We start from the raw sequence: 20,752 nt of genomic DNA on the forward strand, positions 1-20,752 counted from the left end.
CTAAGTGCTTGTCTTTTGAATGCTTGTATAACTCTCAACATCCGCCAATCGTTCAGCGGCTTTAATGCCAGCCAGAATTGCTTCCTCCATCACCTTTGTCGCTAGCTGGCCTAAATAATCAAGTGCATAGGATTGATCCCCTGTACCAAGCACAAAAATCGTATCGCCATCCAGCATTGTATGAACAGGATAAATCGTGCGTGCTAAGGCATTTTGCGTAAGCTGCGCAATCTTTTTAGCCTCAGCCTTCGTTAGCTTGGCATTCATTGCTACAACACCAATGGTTGTATTTGTACCCGCTAAAGCCTCTGATTGTGCATGTTGCTCTAAATAGGCACAGCAATCCACCCATTGACCAGAATGCGTATCTCTTGCTCCAGCTAAAATTTTCCTCGTTGTAGGGTCCTTGACATCTCCAACTGCATTGACAGCCACGATAGCACCTGCTACAAGACCATCTTTTCCCGCATAGGAAGCACTACCAAGCCCACCCTTCATTGCAAATTCTGGACCAGCTAATTTGCCTACAGTTGCTCCGTAGCCTGCGCCTACATTGCCATTTGGAAATGAGCCAACTTGTGCCGCTTGTGCCGCTTCATAGCCCATTAGTGCTGTAGGTCGTGCATGTGGATCACCGATAAACAAGTCAAAGAGTACAGCACTTGGTACAATCGGTATTTTCGCTACTCCTGCATCTACCCCAATCCCTTGCTCCTCTAAAAATTGCATGACGCCTGTAGCAGCATCTAACCCAAACGCACTACCCCCAGCTAAACAAATAGCATGAACTCGGTCAATTTCATTGATGGGATCTAACGCATCTGTTTCACGAGTACCTGGTGCAGAGCCTCGAACATCCACTCCACAARCTGCTCCGTTTTCCATTACTAGCACCGTACAGCCTGTGATGCCCTCCTTGTTCTCGCGATGTCCTACCTTAACACCTGGCACATCCGTTATATTGCCAAACATTCTTCACACCTCACTTTTTAAATAATTATAATTTTCTGATTTTTCATCATATAAAAAACAGGCTACTCGTTGATGATCATTTTCATTGTGAAGCTTCGGTCTCTCCTGATGGCATCTTTCCATCACATGCGGGCAACGTGTATGAAAGACACAGCCAACAGGTGGATTCATCGGACTTGGTAACTCGCCCTGTAAAAGTATTTCTTGCTTAGGCTCATCAAAATTAACAACTGGTATTGCAGATAGTAATGCTTGTGTATAGGGATGCAACGGATTGGCATATAGCTCCTTCTTTGTCCCAATCTCTACTACTCTACCTAAATACAGCACTGCCACACGGTCACTAATATGCCTATCAACGCTTATACCATCTGAGCCCACGAGACTCCTTAATTGAAATTCATCCTGTAAATCCATCATGAGATTGAGCACTTGTGATTGCACCGACACATCCAATGCTGAAACGGGCTCATCGGCTATAATGAATTCTGGATGAATCGCTAATGCCCGTGCAATCCCAATACGCTGCCGCTGCCCACCAGAAAATTCATGTGGAAATTTATGCATGGCATCCTCAGGTAGCCCTACCTTTTGTAATAGCTCCTTCACACGCTCTTTGCGTTGCTCCTTCGTCAAGGTTAATTGTAGCTTCATCGGCTCTTCGATTATAGAACCGATTCGCATCCGAGGATTGAGAGAGGCAAAGGGATCTTGAAAAATCATTTGCATTTGATTGCGGTAACTTTGTAGCTTATTCCCCTTTAAATGCTGGATGGGTTGTCCTTTATATAGCACTTCGCCTGCTGTTGGTTCAACGAGCTTTAAAATTGTTCGCCCAAAGGTGGATTTTCCTGAGCCTGATTCACCAACAATTCCAAGTGTTTCCCCTCTATAAATCTCAATCGAAATATCATCAACCGCTTTTATGACCTTTTTCTCTTCCTTCATCKATTTACGCTTCACAGGAAAGTAGGCTTTTAAATGATTAATTTCCAGCAAAACTTCTTTCTCTGTCATGAGCCAGCTCTCCTTTCTCCGTGAATAAATGACAGCGTACCTTATGTGCCTCCTGAATGTGATGAACAGCAGGTTGCTCCTGATGACAATGTGCCAGCGCATGGGGACAACGTGGCGCAAAGCGACAGCCGTCAGGTAATGCATACGCAGGTGGCACAGTACCAGGAATCGATGGTAGCCTTTTGACATCTGTTTCAAGGCTTGGCATCGTCTTTAAAAGCGCTGTGGTATAAGGATGCTGTGGATTTAAAAAGAGCTCTCTTACTGGGGCCTCCTCGACAATCTGTCCCGCATACATCACCATAACGCGGTCAGCTGTCTCTGCAACAACGCTCATATCATGGGTAATGAATAAAATGGCTGATCGATGCTCTTCCTTCATTTTTAGCATCAGCTTTAAAATCTGTGCCTGAACCGTGACATCAAGTGCAGTAGTTGGCTCATCCGCAATCAATAGCTGCGGATTATTCGACATTGCGATGGCAATCATAACTCGTTGTCGCATCCCGCCTGAGAGTTGGTGAGGATATTCAGCGATGACCTTTTCTGCATTCGCAATCCCGACTTCTTTTAATAGCTGTAGCGCTTTATTCCATGCCTCTTTTTTCGATACCTTTTGGTGTCTTCGTATGCCTTCAATCATTTGATTGCCAATCGTAAAAACGGGATCTAAAGAGGTCATGGGCTCTTGAAAAATCATACTAATTTCATTGCCTCGTATACGGCTCATTTCTTTATTTTTATAGGTAAGTAGATTTTTACCGTTTAAAGTGATAGAACCTGACGTAATTTCTCCTGGAGGTATAGGCAGCAACCGCATAATGGCTAAGGATGTAATACTTTTGCCACTTCCCGATTCACCAACCAGTGCAACGGTTTCTCCTTTATGAATAGTAAAATTCACATCTTCCACAACTTTTGCCTCTTTGCCATTTTTTAAATGGAATTTAATTGATAAATGATTGACCTCTAAAAGCACATCTTTGTCTTTTGGCTGTTCCATATGCGTCCCTCCATCTCAGTGTTGATTAGGTGGTGCATAGCGTATAGCGATATTTTTCATTTGCGTATAGTTTCGCAGTGCAACAAAGCCCTTCTCTCGACCAATTCCGCTTTTTTTATAGCCTCCAAATGGCATTTGAATGCCTCCAGCAGCCCCATAATTATTGACAAATACTTGTCCCGCCTGCACACGACTTGCCACATAGTGAGCCGTATCGATATTTTGTGACCAAATGCCCGCCACTAGGCCATAGTCCGTACTATTGGCTAATGCAATGGCCTCCTCTACAGTCGAAAATGTCAAGACGGTTAACACTGGACCGAAAATTTCCTCCTGAGCTAATGGATCATTTGGATCAACACCATCAAGTATAGTTGGCTGAACATAAAAGCCGTTCTCATAGCCTGCCAATGTCAATGGTTCCCCACCCGTCACAACATAGCCATCTACCTTTGCTTGCTGTAATAATGCAGTGATTTTTGTATATTGTTGTTCATTCAGTAACGGTCCCATCTCCATATCTGCTTCACCTGGTCCTACTTGGATCACTTGGAACCTTTGGGCTAATCGGGAAATGAAGGACTCTTTTATTCGTTCCTCAATGAGTAAACGTGCCCCTGCTGAACAAGTTTGACCAGCATTTTGAATAATCGCACGTACAACTCCCTCTAATGCCTGCTCCATGTTAGCATCCGCAAAAACAATATTAGGAGATTTACCACCAAGCTCTAATGTCACAGGCACAACATTTTCAGCAGCCGCCTTCATCACCGCAATTCCTGTGGGAACAGAACCTGTAAACGTAATATGATTAATATCGGGATGTGAAGTTAAATAAGGACCAACTTCTCGTCCCAAGCCCGTAATATGCTGGAAAATCCCTTTCGGCAACTTATCGGCGAACCATTCTGCAATGGCATGTGTTGTTAGCGGTGTATCCTCCGCACTTTTCACAATGACTGCATTACCAGTTGCTATAGCGGCTGCTACACTTCTTGCCGTAATTTGAATCGGATAATTCCATGGCACAATATGTACCGTAATGCCCACTGGCTCTAGCACTACTGCATTTAAAAGCCCATCCTCAATCGGAATTGTATCTCCCATCACCTTATCCGCTGCACCACCATAAAATTCAAAATAGCGTGCCGCTGCTTCAATATCTGCTCTTGCCTGTGATAAGGGCTTTCCTACATCCCGACATTCTAGCAAACTCCATTCCTCTGCATGCTTACGAATATAATGTGCAAATTCGATCAATAACTGCCCACGTTCATAGGCTTTCCATTGACGCCAGTCCTCACGTTCAAAGGCTACACGGGCTGCACGTACTGCCTCTTCTACATGTTCTTTACTCGCGTTGCTAATTTGTGCAATCACTTCACCCGTTGAGGGATTCTTAACATCGAGGTATGTCTGAGCATCACCGTGAATCCACTCACCATCTATCAACATAGGAATTTTTTTCATTGTACCCCTCCTATAATCCACGGCCACCATCTACATGTAATGTCGTTCCTGTGACCATACTTGCTGCATCTGATAGTAAATAACTAACAGCTCCTGCTATATCTGCTGGCTTCACTAATCGTCCTAATGGCACAGATTGCACAAAGACACTTTGCTTCGTCTGCTCTACGTCTGCACCCTGTGCGGCAAATTGACCAAGCATTTGTGTGTCTGCTGGTCCTGGATGAATCGTATTAACCCGAATTTGACTAGATGCTAGTTCAATTGCTAGTCCTCTCGTAAAGCTCTCTGCTGCACCCTTCGATGCAATATAAGCCTGTAAGCCCGGTCTTGGTCGCACTGCTGAAATCGAGGCAATTGTAATAATAGAACCCCTTTGCTGTTTTTTCATAAAAGGGACAACTGCCTTTGTCGTGATAAATAAACTTTTCACATTAACATCCATTAAACGATTCCATTCATCCATTGTGACCTCTTCAATCGGCGTAGCTGACTGGGCAATTCCCAGTGCATTAACAAGACCATCTATTCTGCCATACTTATCAAAAACCTGCTGGCAGATGTCTTGCACACGTTCCTCCTGTAACACATTGACTTCAAAGCATTGAAGGGCATCCTGTGTAATATCTGATAAGGCATCTATGGATAGATCAAGTCCAATAACTCGATTGCCCAGCTTTAATTGCTCGTGAATAATGGCCTTTCCCATACCGCCTCCTGCACCAGTAACCACAATCACCTGTTGCTCAACTGCCATGCTAAACACCTCCTGCTGTTAAAGTTCTATTAATAATTTCCTGACAAATCGCATCGCCCATTTGTGCTGTTGTCGCTTGTCCACCAATATCTGCTGTTTTCACAACGCCTTCCTGCAGCACAGCTGTAATGGCTTTAACAATGAGCTGTTCTAAATCTGGTCTGCCTTGATGGCCAAGCAGTAAGGCAAGCGACCAAATTTGAGCGATTGGATTGGCAATGCCCTTGCCTGCAATATCTGGTGCTGAGCCATGAACAGGCTCAAACATCGATGGAAAATCCTTTTCGGGGTTCAGGTTGGCTGATGGTGATAGACCAAGTCCTCCGACAATAGCAGAGCCTAAATCGGATAAAATATCGCCAAACAAATTGGACGCTACCACCACTTCAAAATTCTGTGGTCGTTCTACGAAATAGGCGACGAGTGCATCGATATAAATGGATTCGAGCTGTAGTGCTGGTGAACTTTGCTTCACCGCTTTGCTTGTATGCTCGTCCCAGAATTTCATCGAATGAATAATGGCATTCGATTTTGTCGCACTTGTTATTTTGGTTTTACCGTGTTGCTTCGCATATTCACAGGCAGCATGGACAATCTTTTCAATCCCAATGCGCGTCATGATTGTATTTTGAATCGTCATTTCCTGCGGCTGCTGTTGGTACAGTCGACCACCACTGTCAGAATATTCACCCTCTGCATTTTCACGGAAGATCACAAAATCAATTTCTTTGCCGTTAGCCAAGGGCGACGCTATCCCAGGTAGTGATTTAATAGGACGGAAATTCACATATTGCTGGAAATGCTTTCGAATGGGCATAATTAATTCCCAAACGGTAACATCATCAGGCACACGAGCATCGCCAATAGCCCCAAATAAAATCGCATCATATGTTTGAAGTGTTGCCAGTGCATCATTAGGCATCATACAGCCATGCTGTACGTAGTAATCGGAGCTCCAAGGAAAGATGGTTGTTTCAATTTGTAAGGAGCTATGTTGTTCTTGCAAACAATTTAAAACTTTTAACGCTTCCTGCATAACCTCTTTTCCTATGCCATCTCCTGGTATTACTGCTATTTTGATAGCTGTCATTGTGCATCACCCGCCAAAAATTTTAATGCTGCTAAACGGTAAATGGCCGTTGTTTCTGCCAATTCTTCAATGTCCACATACTCATTGATTTGATGAGGAATTTCTCGATCTCCTGCTCCAACCGTTACAATTGGAATACCATGCACATGAAGAAACGTCCCATCTGTCGCGCCTGGAACACCATTATATTTTGGTTCCTTCTCTGTTACCTCTGCCACAGCCTCATATATTGCCTGTACAACAGGGTCTTCCTTCGCTGTTGCTGTTGCAGGTCGGTTATCAAGAACCGTCAGTTCTACTTTGAAATCAGGATCATCTGCTTGTAATCGTTTAATAATTGCTTCAATCTTGCCCAGTAGTTCATCATGGTCCTGCGCAGGCACCGTGCGAATATCGAGTGTTGTCATACAGTGATCGGGAATGACATTGATTTGTGCATCTCCCTTTACAGGCGCTCGTAAAATCGTTGGTGTAATAGATGGCCAATTCAGCATTGGATCACGCCCTAATCGTGCTTGCTCCTCTTTTTCCAATTTTTCAAGCTCTACGATGAAACGTGCCATACGCCAGTTAGGATTAATGCCACTCCACGAAATCGCACCATGCGCCATTTTACCGAAAATATCTACCTGTAAACGAATAGCCCCGCGTTGTGCAATACACACATTATTTTCCTGTGGCTCACAGATAATCGCACCATCMACACCAWCGKCCCAGCCATTTTTAATAAAATGCTTAATGCCTAGCATAAGCCCTTCTTCATCACATGGAAWACAKAAANTAATTTTGCCCGTAAACGCCTCTTGATCTAGTAGCAATGACTGACAAGCTGTAATCATACAAGCAAGATTCCCTTTTGTATCATTCGTTCCCCTGCCATACATACGCCCATCTACAATTTCTGCTCCAAATGGATCATAGGCCCAAGCCTCTCGATTGCCCTCTGTCACCACATCCGTATGTCCTTCGAAAAGTAATGTTTTCCCAGGCTTGCCCGAATCAATAATACCAATGACATTTGGTCGCCCTGGCAAAACCTCCTCGATATGCGTCTCGATGCCAATATCTCGTAAATACGCCGCTACAAAAGTCGCCACCTCTTGCTCATTGCCCTTCGGATCGTTCTCACGGTAAACGCTTTCAATGCGCACGAGCTTCTGTGTTAAGGCGATCACCGTCTCACGATCTCGCACATACGATTTTGTTGTCTTTAAACTAGTTACTGTCATGCAAAGGACCTCCTATTTTTAAAGAATATTCTGAATTTATGTTATTTTAACATTGTCCTTTCTCTATGAAACTAGACAATATGTTAATGATTCAAAGAACGCCTTTAACTTTTTGTTTAGCAATGAATCACTAGAAAACAACATTTTTTTCTGTTTTATACGGTTTTTCGATCAATTCATCGAATGCAAGAGAGTATTGTTTTTGATTTTCAGGTGGTTAGATAATTATAGTTTGGAAGAGGGAACACTTTTTTGAGTGGGATTTCTTTAATTTGGAGAAAGAGTTTTTGGTTCTTTGGAGCGGGTATTCGCTTCTTTTGAGCGGCTCACTCTTTTTAAGAGCGGGTCCACACTTCTTTGGAGTGGTTCGCTCATCTCTTGGAGAGGACCTATCACCATTCAGAAGCACCTTACCCATTTATTAGGGCGAATGCCAACCATTACAAAATAGAAAAAACCAGCATTTGCTGGTTTTTCCTGATTATTGTTGACGGGATTCGGTCATTTGCTTCCAAACCGAGCCTTTTGCTTCCTCGCCTTGTTCGATACGRGCAATGGCCATKTTCACTTGTAGCTTCACTTCGAATTCTTTGTCATCTTCGGCAGCCTTCAATGCTGGTAAGGACTGTTCTGTGCCGACCTCATATAAATACATGGCTGCGCGCCAGCGAACCAATTTGTTTTTGTCCTGTAAGGCTTGCAGCATGGCTTCTTCAAATTCTACAAAGCCCAGGTCACTCATGCAGTCACCTGCTGTTCGACGTACTGCTGCACTTTTATCTTGTAGGGCTCTTTCTAAATAAGGGACAACTGCCACATCCTCAATCATGCCTAAGTACACCGTCGCTAGTCGACGGATAGACATTTGTTCATCCTGTAAGKCTAAATCTAATAGCGGTAGGTCGTCTAGCTCAGGATCAGCCATTTGATCGAGCAGTTGGAAGCGTTTCTCCCATTCAGGTTGCTTGAACTGTTCTACTGTCACTTTGAGTTTGTCCGTTTTCACAGCGGCTTTTTCACCATCATTATTGATAGCTGTGACAATTTCTGCTAAACGGTCAGCAGAATAAGTGACATCAATCTCCTGTTTGATTGTTTCAGCAATTTCCTCCAGCTCACCGTAGCGAACCCCATAATCAATCCACTTACGTTGGAAAATATAGTTTTCATCTACTGCTGACTCAATAATTTGATTAAAAGCATCGACAAAACGGTCTCCGCAGCTAATACGATATTCACGTTGGTTATCAAAAACTTTTACTTGTAAAGGCACCTGCTTGTAAAATTGTACATGGACATAAACCTCTCCATAAAATTCATTGGCCACAACCGTTTCTTCTTGTGTTTGGACATCTTCCCCTAACACTTGACGAATACTTGCTAGAATGCCTTCCCATGCATATTTAGCATTACGCTCAACAGCAAAGAAATCGGCTACATGGTAAACGCCCTTTACTCCCTCAATCGCTAAAATAGCAGCCGCTTCGCCTGTTGCTTCGTCTTTATTATCCTTTGTAAAATTATAGCTCTTCCCGAATGGTAGCTCTGTATCAACAACAATCTTCATAGAATTGGGACTTGGCGTCGGTTCAATGGTAATAATCTTCATGTCTATCGCTCCTTATCCGTTAACTATTTCATCTAAATACGACCATCTTTCAATTAGATGCTCATACTGTGCATTTAGCTCATCCAACTTAGCTGTTAATTCCTGTAGCTTGGTAAAATCTGAGCCTGCATTGGCGATTCCTTCTTCGGTTTCCATAATAGCAGTTTCTGTTTTCTCTATCTCGTCTGCAATCGTTTCCCATTCTTTTTGCTCTTTAAACGATAGCTTTTTTTTGTCTGATTTTGGCTTTTCTGATTTGGCCTTTTCTACTTTTGGCGTTTCTACTTTGACAGTAGCTGTCTGCTCACGTTTCTCCAGATACTCACTGTATAGATCCAGTGTTTCCTCTACTTGTCCCTGACCATCTAGTATCCATAGCTTTTTCGCAATACGGTCGAGGAAGAAGCGATCATGGGAAATCGTGATAACCACGCCTGGGAAATGCTCGATGAAATCCTCTAGCACACCTAATGTTTCAATATCTAAATCATTCGTTGGCTCGTCCAATAATAAGACGTTTGGTTGCTCCATCAATAAACGTAATAAATGAAGACGCTTGCGCTCACCCCCCGATACTTTTCCAATTGCTGTACCATGAGCATGCAACGGGAATAAAAAGCGCTCCAGCATTTGAGCAGCTGAGTAACGGACACCCTCTSCATCGGWRATATCATTTGAAGCCTNNCGTATATAWTMHATCATGCGCWCATTTTCATTCATTTTCGGCHATGTTTGCKTGAAATGTGCCAGCTTGACCGTTGACCCAACAAGAATTTCRYCTTGWTCGGGTGKCAGCKMTCCTGCTAGCATGTTCAACAAAGTTRATTTTCCTACAMCGTTCGCGCCGATAATGCCAATTCGATCACCTTKCTGTAKTAGAAACGAGAAGTTTTCAAGGATTTTTTGCTGGCCAAAGGCTTTCGAAATTTTCTCAGCCTCCAGCACTTTACGTCCAAGACGTGTTGTCGCAAGTCCCATATCCAAGGAAACATCTTCTGTTTTGCGTTCTAGGTTTTCTTCTAGCTTTTCAAAGCGTTGAATACGAGCCTTTTGCTTGGTTGAACGCGCCTTCGCACCACGACGTATCCATTTTAATTCTGAACGATAACGATTGCGATCCTTCTGTGCAGAAGCAGCTTGCATCTCCTCACGAATAGCTCGAGCCTCTAAATAATCACCGTAATTCCCTGTATGACGATACAAGGTTTGATTTGCTAACTCGTAAATATGTGTTGATAATTCATCTAAGAAATAACGATCGTGGGTGATGAAAATCACTGCACCCTTTAATCGTAAGACCATCTCTTGAAGCCATTCTGTAGATTGTACATCTAAATGGTTGGTGGGCTCATCCAATAAGTAAAGATCCGCTGGTTCAATTAACACCTTCGCTAATGCAACACGTTTTTGCTGACCGCCTGATAGCGTTAGTACCTCTTTTTCAAAAGTTTCAATCCCAAGCTTTGTTAAGGCCGTCTTTGCAAGGGCATTGACATCCCATGCCTGTTCTTCATCCATGCGCTGTTGCAGACTAAATAACGTCTTTTGTAAACTTTCGGATGTTGGGTTACTTGCTAGAGCAGCAACCGTTTCCTCATATTGACGATTCAGCTGTAAAATGGGCGAATCGCCTGAAAAGACAGCTTGTAAAACTGTTTCGCCTGCCTTAAAAGTAGGCTCCTGTGGTAAATAAGCGACACGGTATTTATTCGGGCGATCTACTGTCATCGAATCCGCTTCCATGTCCCCAGCTAAAATGGATAACAGGGTTGATTTTCCCGTTCCATTTATACCGATTAAGCCTGCCCGCTCTCCCTCATAAATGGTAAATTCAATATTTTGAAAAAGCGTTTTATCGCCCACTGTTTTGGTTAAATTTTGTACAATTAAATGACTCATTCCACTATTCCATCTCTTTCATGTTAGGTATTGTTCATGCCCACACGATTTTTATGTAGACGATTATTGATATCCACTATTCATCATAACATCAAACCGCAGGTAAACAAAGAACAACAAACTATCAACGAACTGGTGGCATGTCCTGTAAATAGGATTCCATAAGCTGACAAAGCTTGATGATTCCTTGTGTTAAGTCGTGGGGTTCAGGATAAGAGTAACTAATTCTTAGATGGTGATATTGTGGCTCTCCTGGATAACAAGCTGAGCTTGGTAAAAAGGTAATTTGGTCTTGTTGAGCCTTCCATAACAGCTCATCCGTATTGCCATTACTAGGTAAAGACACCCAAATATTAAGTCCACCTTTTGGCTCGATCCACGTAACGCCCTTTGGTGCATGCTTATTCAACAATGCAATGGTCTGATCCCTTCTTATCTCAAGTGCAATGCGCAGTTTTTCTAAATGGGCATGCATTCGGTCTGAACGTAAAAATGGAATCAGTGCCTTTTGTGTTAATAAGGGGTTACCCGAATCGGCACTGGATTTGGCAGATAAAAGTCGTTGATGAACGGTACCTTTTGAAAGGATAGCGCCGATTCTACAGCTTGGGGCCAACGTCTTACTAAAGCCTTTTAAATAAATAACATGACCACTTGTATCTAAAGCTTTCAGAGGTGGTGGTGGTGAGTTATCGTCAAAATAAATTTCATTCCATGAATCGTCCTCTACAATAAGAAAACCATATTGTTGGGCAAGATCCAGTAATTCTCTCCTTCTTGCTTCACTTAATACTGTGCYTGTAGGATTATGGAAGGTAGGATTTGTATAGATAAGCTTTGGCTGTTTGCTTAGGCAGAGTGTCGCTAGAAGAGCTGTCTGCATTCCTTCCTCGTCTACTGGTATGGGAATAATGTGGGCCCCACGATTTCTAAAGACATCGATTGCTGCTGTATWTGTAGGGGCTWCGGTAATGACAATATCTCCAGGKCCAATAAATGTTTTAGCCACTAAATCTATACCTTGTTGTACACCGTTTGTMACAATAATTTCCTGCGGTGTTGTGGCAATATTACTATATGTTTTGACATAGTCTCGGATTGCCTTTMGTRCATCTTCAWCYCCCTRTACCGTTCCATAACGAGCCACAATCTGAGGATCTGCCTGTAATATCGCCACAATTTCATTCACCAAATAAACAGAGGGTAATAATCCAGGGTGGATGGTCGCACTGGAGAATTTCATCRCATATTCCATTCTTTTATTTMACWTAGATTGTGAACGTTGAATGTAATCAGGAATGGTTAGTTGCCAATTATAATCACTACCGCTCTCATTTGAGCTTCTTTGTTCTTTGTTTCGAACAAACGCCCCCTTGCCATGTATCACTTCAATATAACCATTTCTTTCTAATAAGGCATATGCCTTACTGACTGTGACAGGACTCACTTGATTTTCTTTTGAAAAGCTCCGAATAGAAGGTAATTGGCTCCCTTCCTGTAAAAATTCTGACCTTATTTTTTCTGCAAGGATAGTTGAAATTTGATCAATTAAAGATTGATCGGACTGACGATTCAGCTTTATTTCCATTGGACCTCCAACTGTTATAGTCTTCATTTGACTGTTATATATATCACTATATAGTGTAGAGGCAGAAATAGCTAAGTTAAAATGAAGGGAAATGATGATACATGATGAACATGAAGCAAGATCAGGAAAAAATAAAAACGCTTTTAATGGATGTAGTTGACCATGCAGCCAATTTTTTTACTAATCTGGAGCATAGAGCTGTAACGAACCATTCCTCTAGCCTTCCTACTCCGACACTTCCAGAAGTGGGTGAGGGTGCTCAGGCAACACTTCAATATTTTACAAAGCAATTTGCTGAAGGCTTAAATAGTAGTGTAGGCTCAAGATACTTGGGTTTTGTCACAGGTGGATCTACCCCTGCTTCGATTGTCGGAGATTGGTTAGTAAGTGTTTACGATCAAAATTTATCCCATTCTAAGGGCTCTATTGCAGGTTCAATGGAGCTTGCGACAATTGACATGCTAAAGGAGTTATTGCTATTAAGCGATGATTATCGAGGAACATTTGTCAGTGGGGCTACGATGGCTAATTTTGTAGGAYTTSCTCAARSAAGGGAATGGATTGCAMAATACTATGGAAAAAACACKGCKCTGGATGGTMTATATGGTATCCCTCCAATAAAGATTGTTAGCGGAACGCCCCACTCAAGTATAATCAAAGCAACCTCTATGCTTGGCATGGGAAGAAATTCCATTCACACTATGCTATGCCTAGAACAGCGAGAAGCCATTGACATCACAAAATTACAGCAGTTTCTTGAAGAAAACCTACATGAACCTTGTATAGTTGTAGCAAATGCGGGAACTGTCAATACGGTTGACTTTGATGATTTACAAGCAATTGGCGAGCTAAAAAAGCGATACCCTTTCTGGCTTCATATCGATGCGGCCTTTGGTGGCTTTGCAGCCTGTTCACCAAAGTATCGTCACTTTGTTGAGGGCATGAATTATGCAGATTCTATTACAATTGACGCACATAAATGGCTGAACGTCCCTTATGATGCCGCTATGCAATTTACCCGTCATCAATCGTTGCAAGCAACCGTTTTTCAAAATAATGCTGCCTATCTTGGTAGTTCCCTTGAAAATCCAGATTTCTGTGATCTTACACCAGAAAATTCACGTCGTTTTCGTGCGCTACCTGCTTGGTTTTCTTTACAGGCCTATGGTAAATTGGGCTACCAACAATTAATAGAAGAAAATGTATTACTCGCACAACAGCTTGGTCAAAAAATAGATGACAGTCCCTACTTTACATTGCTAGCACCTGTTCGACTGAATATCGTGTGCTTCGCCGTCAATCATGAGGCACTGACAGCTGAAATGAACCAACAATTTTTAACAACTTTAAATCAACAAGGCCAAGTATACATGACGCCAACTGTCTACAAAGGTACGCCAGCTATTCGCGCGGCTTTCAGTAATTGGCGTACTTCCCAAGCAGACCTGGCAATCATTTGGGAAGCATTAACAACAGCGATATCCTCCTATTTTAATGAATCTATCTAAGCTATTAAAAGGTAATGGAGTAACACATGATGAAGGATTCCTCATTTGTGCGTCTCCCATCTATTTGATAGTCAATACAAAACTAAAGTACTAGCTTACCATACATCCTTTTGGTGGTACGAAGACCATACCCGAATGAAGCACAAAAACCGCCCTTCAAATTGAAAAGGCGGTTTTTGTGCTATGTGCTATTGACCGATTTCGTGCTGGAGTTGCTTTAAAAAACTTTCCATAAATTGATGACGTTCAAGTGCCATTTGCTTGCCCTTTTCCGACACCATTAAATCTTTTAGCAGTAATAATYTKTCATAAAAATGAGTAACAGACGCGGTATTGTTTTGACGATATTCTGACTCTGACATATTTGTGCGTGCTTCTTCTTCCTTATCATAAAGCTTGCGACCTTTTGCGCCACCATAAGCAAATGTTCTGGCAATGCCAATAGCACCAATTGCATCTAAACGATCTGCATCTCGGACGATTTTTGCTTCCAATGATGTTGCTTCTAGCTCATTCCCACCATTAAATGACACTTGAGCAATGCAATCTCGAATATGCCGCTTTTTACCTTCACTAACAGGTAATTCCGCAATAAGCTGTTCTTCCTTTTCCTTGCTATCGGTATACTTTTTGTCACTGACATCATGTAAAAGTACCGCTATTTTCACAACTTCTTCATCTGCTGTTGGCTCGCTATGTAGGATAGCTAATGCATTTTGATAGACACGTTCAATATGTTGAAAATCATGACTAGCATCAAATTGATCATATATTTCACGTACTTTATTCATTAAATGATTCATAGTCTTCACTCATTCCTTTCCTACAAAATTATACTGTATTTTATTACATAAGAGGTAATCTAGAAAAATTAAAAATCAAATCCATTTCAATTGACTAATTTTTCAGAATATTGTATGATAAACGTACAGAACAGCTATTTGTTCTGTACCTCATATTTTTCAGCAATGTACAACAGCTGTGTGTTTAACAGATTTAACATTAACTTCAGCGGGCTTACAATTGAATAACCTGTTTAAAAGATGACGTGCGTATTGAAAACCTATCATCTAAACAAATAAAAGTGAACACTTTCCCTTAGAAATTCTTTGTTTAACCCGCATAGCCAAATGTACATGCCGAAAATGTGAACAACAAGTTAGTTTGTTGCATGACCAAAAGGATTTCGCCAGTTGTAGCAGAAGTGCATTGTTTTTTCATTACTGGTTGTTACCTTCTTCTAGTCAATACCTTGATTATGTATGAACGTAGCTCCTCCCTTTAATGAAAATCGTACACGATAATTGCTTACAGCTTGTGAATACCACGTTCGATGAGTTGTGCAAATCAGTAAGAAATTCATTTAAGCCATCAATGTATGAAGTGAAAAAGGAAGTAGGAACGATTGTGATAAAATGTATTACCATCCCGCTGAAGGACAAATAAAAGCTGCCCATCTTACATTCAAGTAGATGATGGCAGCTTTTACTGTTTTATTTTCTTACTTTATAGAACGCCTTTGATCACTTCATCAATTTCCCGCAATAGTGCTTCGTTTTGCATGGTTGTACTTAATTTTAAGTTAGATTGGTCTACATGAATCACTGCAACATGCATTCCTTCTTCAATACTTGCACTTGGAACTGGCATCATTTTCTCTGTATCGAACGTCATAATGAGGTCTGGGAATTTGGATTGTACCTGCCCTTCTTTCGATAATGTCATATATTCATTCCAGAACGTCAGATGGTAATCACCCACTGATAATTCCCCTACATCGAAGCCATTTTCCTTTGTTAACGAATAATTTGTGACAGCGCCTGATACAATGTGCACGCCATTCAAATACTGCAACACATGGGCTAGCTTTTCTTCAAAGGTTTGCCCATTTAAGAAGCAATAGCCAAGCTCTATAGCCATGGTAATCGCATTTGGTGCGCCATGTTTTTGTAAATAGTCAATCGTCACAGGATTTCGAGTGACCCCGACTAGCCCGCCTGCTAAAATAGAAGCTTGGCGTGCTGTCTTTGCGGTGCTGTGTAAATTCCCTTCCACAAAGCCTTGGACGGCGAAGTCACCTTTTCCTCCTGCATAAAATTGTACGGATTGATATTCTTGTTGTTCATGGAGATTTAAAGAACCCATGATTCCCGTTGGATGTGCTCGTCCATTACAGGGAGCATCCACAACAGGTACATTTAATAAGACTGACTGCAACCAGCCATTGATCGTCGTGATGGCACCATTTTCATTTGTAATGATGCCCTTTAGACGTTGATTGATATAGTTGTTCATACTACGATAGCTCCAACAAAGCTGTTCATTTGAAATATATTGATCGGCCGCTGATGGCGCACCTACCATTGCCACACAGGCAACTAAATCTTCTTGGTCTAATTCGGTAATATCAACCATTTGAGGTTCGCCTACTGCAAAGATTTCCTCCACTAGCTTGAGTCCTTCCTCTAGGAGACCACCGCCGCCTCCGCCAAGGATTGCTCCTCCGTAAACGGCAGCAATCCCATCCTCATACGATAATCCTTTCGCCATTCAGCATGACTCCTTTCTATTTCCCTATTTTTAGAATGGAAGAGAAGAAGCTATATAGCGCATCTCCAGCGATGACACCTGCTGCAAAGACCGTCATTTCAGATTCTCTCTTACCTTTCGTCACATATGTGAAAATAACACGAAGTATGATACCCACTAATACAGCCCAGCCAGCAATTGGATTGACAAGTAATAAACCTGTTGCGAATAAGATACCCATTTGACGTTTTGAACCACCAATTAGCTGAATTAATGCACCTGGAATCGCCCAAATCATTAATTGTTTCGCTACATCGCCTGTAACGCCTGATTGAATTGTTGCTGCATACACATGGTTAACAGGTGCTACTAAATCCTGTGCAAAATAAGATTTATAGGATAGCAATACTACAACTGCGGAAATTGCAAAAGCTAGCATACCAGCAATCAATTGTTGCTTGCGACCTTCTTTTTCTAATGCAACATCACTACCATTACCACGTAHAATGAAACCAGTTTTTAAGTCATAGCCCATATCCGCAAATGCTACCCCTGTAGCAGMACTATACCCTGCTAGTAATGCAAGTGCTGGAGCTGGGAAACCAATTAAAATACCAACAATCAGTGTAATAAATGCCACTGCAAATGCAGGGAACCAACCCGCATGCATCGCTGCGATACCTACAATTAGCTCATGGACAAATGCAGCAATCGTTGCAAAGATGATGAATCCTATTAACATACCGAAAGACATGTGTGAAATAATACCGCCTAAAATAGCGATTAATAGAGCAATGGCTAAATATGCTATAAACCCAACACCAAATGCTTGTCGAATTTCTTTTGCATCTTTTGAATAGCTTAACTCTTCTGACTTTTTAGCCGACTTTTTATTCAATAAGGCAAAAGCTACTTGGAAAAGTGCTACAATCCCAGCACCAATCATAACGCCATGTGGAATATAGTAAGCATTTAAGTCAACATTAAATAATTGAACAGAATAGCCTCTTAATAAAAGCCCAATCCCAAACATCGTCAGTGCCCAAATATTACCGATGAACGCTACCCCAAAAGCTGACATTGGAATTTTCAAAACAGATCCCACGATACCAATTAACACGCCACCAATTAATACCTTTGCMTTCTTACCGCCTTTATCGCCCGCCTTAATGGCTTCAGCTGTTGCAATCCCTGGTGGCCAAGTACCTGCTGCTGGGAAAATCTTTGTATCGAAAAATTTATATAATAATAAAGCATCAACAAACATCGCTAAAATAACACCGATAAACAATGGTAATACTAAATTTTCATAGCCTAATACATATGGAATACCAATTGGCAACATTAAACTACTTGCTGCACTGAACGTTGCTGCCGAAATGGCAGTTTGAATAATATTTTGTCTGTGTACAGATTTAAAGGCAATTAGCTTGCCAATCGGTATTCTTCCAAGAATCATCGCAAATATTGCCCCAACGATTGATGTATTGGCAGAAATCCCTAAAGTCGTAATTAGCTGTATCCCAATAATTGCCCCCACAACAGATGTTAAGACGATCATTAGTAGAGTTACAGGCTCTAAAGCCCTTGGATGTAATACTTTATTATTCATAGTGTCAGCTCCCCTATTGTTGTTATAATTTTGAAATGTGTGATTGTATTTGCTGAGCTACTTTCACTAACTGTTCAAGCATATTTTTCTCCCTTTGATCATCTAAATCATATACTAACCCAGAAATTGTAAGAGATGCAGTGATTTCCTTTTTATAGTTAAATAACGGTACACTAATGCCAAATGCATGTTCATTATACTCCCCGATGGTAACACACCAGTKGTTTTGGCGAATTTGTTGCAGCTCTTCCTTTAATGACGCTAGGAAAGAAACCTGCTCTTCCTTCGATTGTTCCTCATGAAAGAAGGCCATTAATTCCAGTTGCCTGTCCTGGTCTAAATAAGCAAACATGACCTTACAGGAAGCACCGATGTAAAGGGGTGTCTTTGTTCCTAAAGACACCGCATACTTTACATTTTTATTGCTTTCGGCTATTTTCGTTGTGACACCGTATTCATTGTCCATATAAGTAAGAAATACTGATTCATTGATTTCACTGGCAAGATTTTGCATCAATTCATAAATGGTCGAGTGAGGGTCTTTTGAATTCGATAACACATCATAAAAAAGGTACATTTTATAACCTAATTTATATTTTTTCGTGTGTTCATCCTGTATTAAATAACCCGCTTCTGTAAATGTATTAATGGTTCTTTGCACGACACTTGTCGGCAGTTTCATCATGCGTGAAATTTCACGAACACCTAATGCATTTTCTGTCGTTGCAAAGCATTCTAGTATATCCAATGAGTTTTTTAATGTCTTGACAGTCATCTATTTCTCCCTTTAAGCGTTTTGATAACCGTATCGCTCTTTCGCTACATCTACAGAAATATATTCATTTAATAGATCACGTTCAATGGCCTCTGAGCTTCGTTCGTGTGGAGAABCATAACCACCGCCAGTAGCAGTCACAAGCTCAATACGGTCGCCTTTTTGCAATTCATAATTGGCAAGTACGCCCACTGGTCCAATTTTGGTTCCATCCTTTTTATGAATGATTAAATAGTTGTGAGAGCCTTCTCCACCACCATTTAAGCCGAATGGCGCGAATTGATGTCTACCTAAGTTCACAGAAACCCTTTGACCATCATGATTGACTGTATAAACGCGACGAACACCTAAGCCACCTCTAAATTGACCAGCACCAGCACCGTCACAATTCAAGCTATATTCATCAATTTGAATACCGTATTTTGTTTCTGCAATTTCAACGGGAAGATTATATGTTTCACCAWCYCCCWTACMGTATTGCCCGCTTTGCCCATSCTCATCATTCGCCGCTCCCCAGCCACCAACAGATGGSWCAACAATTAGGAATGACTCATCATTTTCAGGATTTTTCCCAGTGAGAATAAACGTACAAACAGATTGTAAATGCCCCGCCGATAAGCGTTCTGGTAAATGCGGCGCAAGAGCTTTCCAAATTAGATCAGCTGCCCCAATACGTGCCTCAAAATTCATAGACACAGGATGTGGGCGTTTAGCTGAAACAATCGAATTGTCATCTGTGATAATCGTTAAGCGTTTAAAGACACCTTCGTTAATTACGTCAATATCGCCAAGTAATGCTAGGAACATAACGCGCACACTTGCCATTAAACCAAACTGAGAACAGTTCATTGGCACATTGACTGCAGGATGTGAGCCTCTGAAGTCACAAATAAACGCCTCATCACTAATTGTGACTTTCACTTTTATTGGATAAGGTCCACCCTTTAATGGGTCCCCTTCAATAAAGTCCTCCGCATAAAATTCACCTTTAGGTAGGTGTTGAAGCTCATACTCTACAATTTTCTCACCCTTGTCCAATAATTTTTGAATGGACAATTTCACCGATTCCGCACCAAACTTCTGACAAAGCTCTGCGATTCGTTTTTCACCTGTTTTTAAGGCGGCTACTTGTGCAAACATATCACCGATTGAAAGCTCTGGTAAACGAACATTCGTAGAAATGATTTCATAGACTGCATCGTTCAACTCACCTTGATGATAAAGTTTGACACCTGGTAGCTGTAAACCTTCCTGATAGATTTCATTAGAATTACTTGTAAACGAACCAGGGTCCATGCCCCCTACCTCTGTCCAGTGTGCTTTATTGGCAGAGTACGCAATAATTTCACCGTTGTAGAAAATTGGGAGAACTAAGCCCACATCCGATAAATGCGAGCCACCTCCAACATAAGGGTCATTGATAATAATGACATCACCTTCATGTAGTTTTTTCCCATTATCAAACTTCTCTATTACACGCTGTACCATTGGACTTAACATCCCAATAAAGCTCGTTACACCGTTTCCTTGACTAATTAAATTACCCTTGGCATCTGTTAAACCACAAGCATAGTCTAATACTTCATAGATTACTGGACTCATAGAAGAGCGTGCTAAAGCTATAAACATCTCATCGCCTATAGCTAGCAATGAATCTTGAATAATTTCTACTGCAAAAACATCTTTTTTCATGT

Annotated in this window: 16 protein-coding genes; 1 reads left to right on the plus strand and 15 read right to left on the minus strand. The window is 41.5% G+C overall.

Annotated elements, in window-relative coordinates:
• The 10 genes from ACHZEU_RS05460 to ACHZEU_RS05505 form a co-directional block, all read right to left on the minus strand.
• On the minus strand, positions 1–972 hold the full coding sequence (locus ACHZEU_RS05460; RefSeq protein ID WP_404804149.1) for a P1 family peptidase: 972 nt from the start codon (positions 970–972) through the stop codon (positions 1–3).
• A 3-nt stretch (positions 973–975) separates the two neighbouring features.
• The gene (locus tag ACHZEU_RS05465) at positions 976–1,989 is read right to left on the minus strand and encodes an ABC transporter ATP-binding protein (RefSeq protein WP_404804150.1); all 1,014 of its coding nucleotides are present in this window, start codon (positions 1,987–1,989) and stop codon (positions 976–978) included.
• Complete coding sequence (locus ACHZEU_RS05470; protein ID WP_048390127.1) at positions 1,958–2,992, minus strand: ABC transporter ATP-binding protein; 1,035 nt, start codon at positions 2,990–2,992, stop codon at positions 1,958–1,960. The genes ACHZEU_RS05465 and ACHZEU_RS05470 overlap by 32 nt, the downstream gene beginning before the upstream one ends.
• A gap of 15 nt (positions 2,993–3,007) precedes the next feature.
• The gene (locus ACHZEU_RS05475) at positions 3,008–4,462 is read right to left on the minus strand and encodes an aldehyde dehydrogenase family protein (protein ID WP_404804151.1); all 1,455 of its coding nucleotides are present in this window, start codon (positions 4,460–4,462) and stop codon (positions 3,008–3,010) included.
• A 10-nt stretch (positions 4,463–4,472) separates the two neighbouring features.
• Positions 4,473–5,219, minus strand: coding sequence for an SDR family NAD(P)-dependent oxidoreductase (locus ACHZEU_RS05480; protein ID WP_048390123.1), 747 nt, complete (start codon positions 5,217–5,219; stop codon positions 4,473–4,475).
• A 1-nt stretch (position 5,220) separates the two neighbouring features.
• Complete coding sequence (locus tag ACHZEU_RS05485; RefSeq protein WP_004229600.1) at positions 5,221–6,309, minus strand: tartrate dehydrogenase; 1,089 nt, start codon at positions 6,307–6,309, stop codon at positions 5,221–5,223.
• Positions 6,306–7,538 carry a M20 family metallopeptidase gene (locus ACHZEU_RS05490; protein WP_404804152.1) on the minus strand — a complete coding sequence of 411 codons (1,233 nt, stop codon included), beginning with the start codon at positions 7,536–7,538 and terminating at the stop codon, positions 6,306–6,308. Before ACHZEU_RS05490 ends, ACHZEU_RS05485 begins: the two co-directional genes overlap by 4 nt.
• Positions 7,539–8,019: 481 nt before the next feature.
• Positions 8,020–9,147, minus strand: a complete 1,128-nt coding sequence (locus ACHZEU_RS05495; protein ID WP_404804153.1) for a conserved virulence factor C family protein — start codon at positions 9,145–9,147, stop codon at positions 8,020–8,022.
• 12 nt (positions 9,148–9,159) lie between these two features.
• Positions 9,160–11,046, minus strand: coding sequence for an ABC-F family ATP-binding cassette domain-containing protein (locus ACHZEU_RS05500; RefSeq protein ID WP_404804154.1), 1,887 nt, complete (start codon positions 11,044–11,046; stop codon positions 9,160–9,162).
• A gap of 124 nt (positions 11,047–11,170) precedes the next feature.
• Positions 11,171–12,634, minus strand: coding sequence for a PLP-dependent aminotransferase family protein (locus ACHZEU_RS05505; RefSeq protein ID WP_404804155.1), 1,464 nt, complete (start codon positions 12,632–12,634; stop codon positions 11,171–11,173).
• 110 nt (positions 12,635–12,744) lie between these two features.
• Between ACHZEU_RS05505 and ACHZEU_RS05510 the strand changes: the two genes are divergently transcribed.
• Positions 12,745–14,142, plus strand: coding sequence for a pyridoxal phosphate-dependent decarboxylase family protein (locus tag ACHZEU_RS05510; protein WP_404804156.1), 1,398 nt, complete (start codon positions 12,745–12,747; stop codon positions 14,140–14,142).
• Between the two features lie 188 nt (positions 14,143–14,330).
• On the opposite strand, the gene ACHZEU_RS05515 is transcribed toward ACHZEU_RS05510, so the two are convergent.
• From ACHZEU_RS05515 to ACHZEU_RS05535, 5 genes are all read right to left on the minus strand, one after another.
• Positions 14,331–14,945 (minus strand): HD domain-containing protein, encoded by a 615-nt coding sequence (locus ACHZEU_RS05515; protein WP_404804157.1) that lies wholly within the window; start codon positions 14,943–14,945, stop codon positions 14,331–14,333.
• Positions 14,946–15,648: 703 nt separating this feature from the next.
• The gene (locus ACHZEU_RS05520) at positions 15,649–16,692 is read right to left on the minus strand and encodes a DUF917 family protein (protein WP_048390113.1); all 1,044 of its coding nucleotides are present in this window, start codon (positions 16,690–16,692) and stop codon (positions 15,649–15,651) included.
• A gap of 16 nt (positions 16,693–16,708) precedes the next feature.
• A complete protein-coding gene (locus ACHZEU_RS05525) occupies positions 16,709–18,283 on the minus strand; it encodes an OPT/YSL family transporter (protein ID WP_404804158.1) in 1,575 nt (524 codons plus the stop codon).
• A 22-nt stretch (positions 18,284–18,305) separates the two neighbouring features.
• Entirely contained in the window at positions 18,306–19,058 is a 753-nt protein-coding gene (locus ACHZEU_RS05530; protein WP_404804159.1) for an IclR family transcriptional regulator, read from the minus strand.
• A 12-nt stretch (positions 19,059–19,070) separates the two neighbouring features.
• Positions 19,071–20,750 carry a hydantoinase B/oxoprolinase family protein gene (locus ACHZEU_RS05535; RefSeq protein ID WP_404804160.1) on the minus strand — a complete coding sequence of 560 codons (1,680 nt, stop codon included), beginning with the start codon at positions 20,748–20,750 and terminating at the stop codon, positions 19,071–19,073.
• Positions 20,751–20,752: the final 2 nt, after the last annotated feature.

The organism is Lysinibacillus sp. S1, assembly GCF_044986265.1.
In the GTDB taxonomy this organism is placed as follows: Bacteria; Bacillota; Bacilli; order Bacillales_A; family Planococcaceae; genus Lysinibacillus; species Lysinibacillus capsici.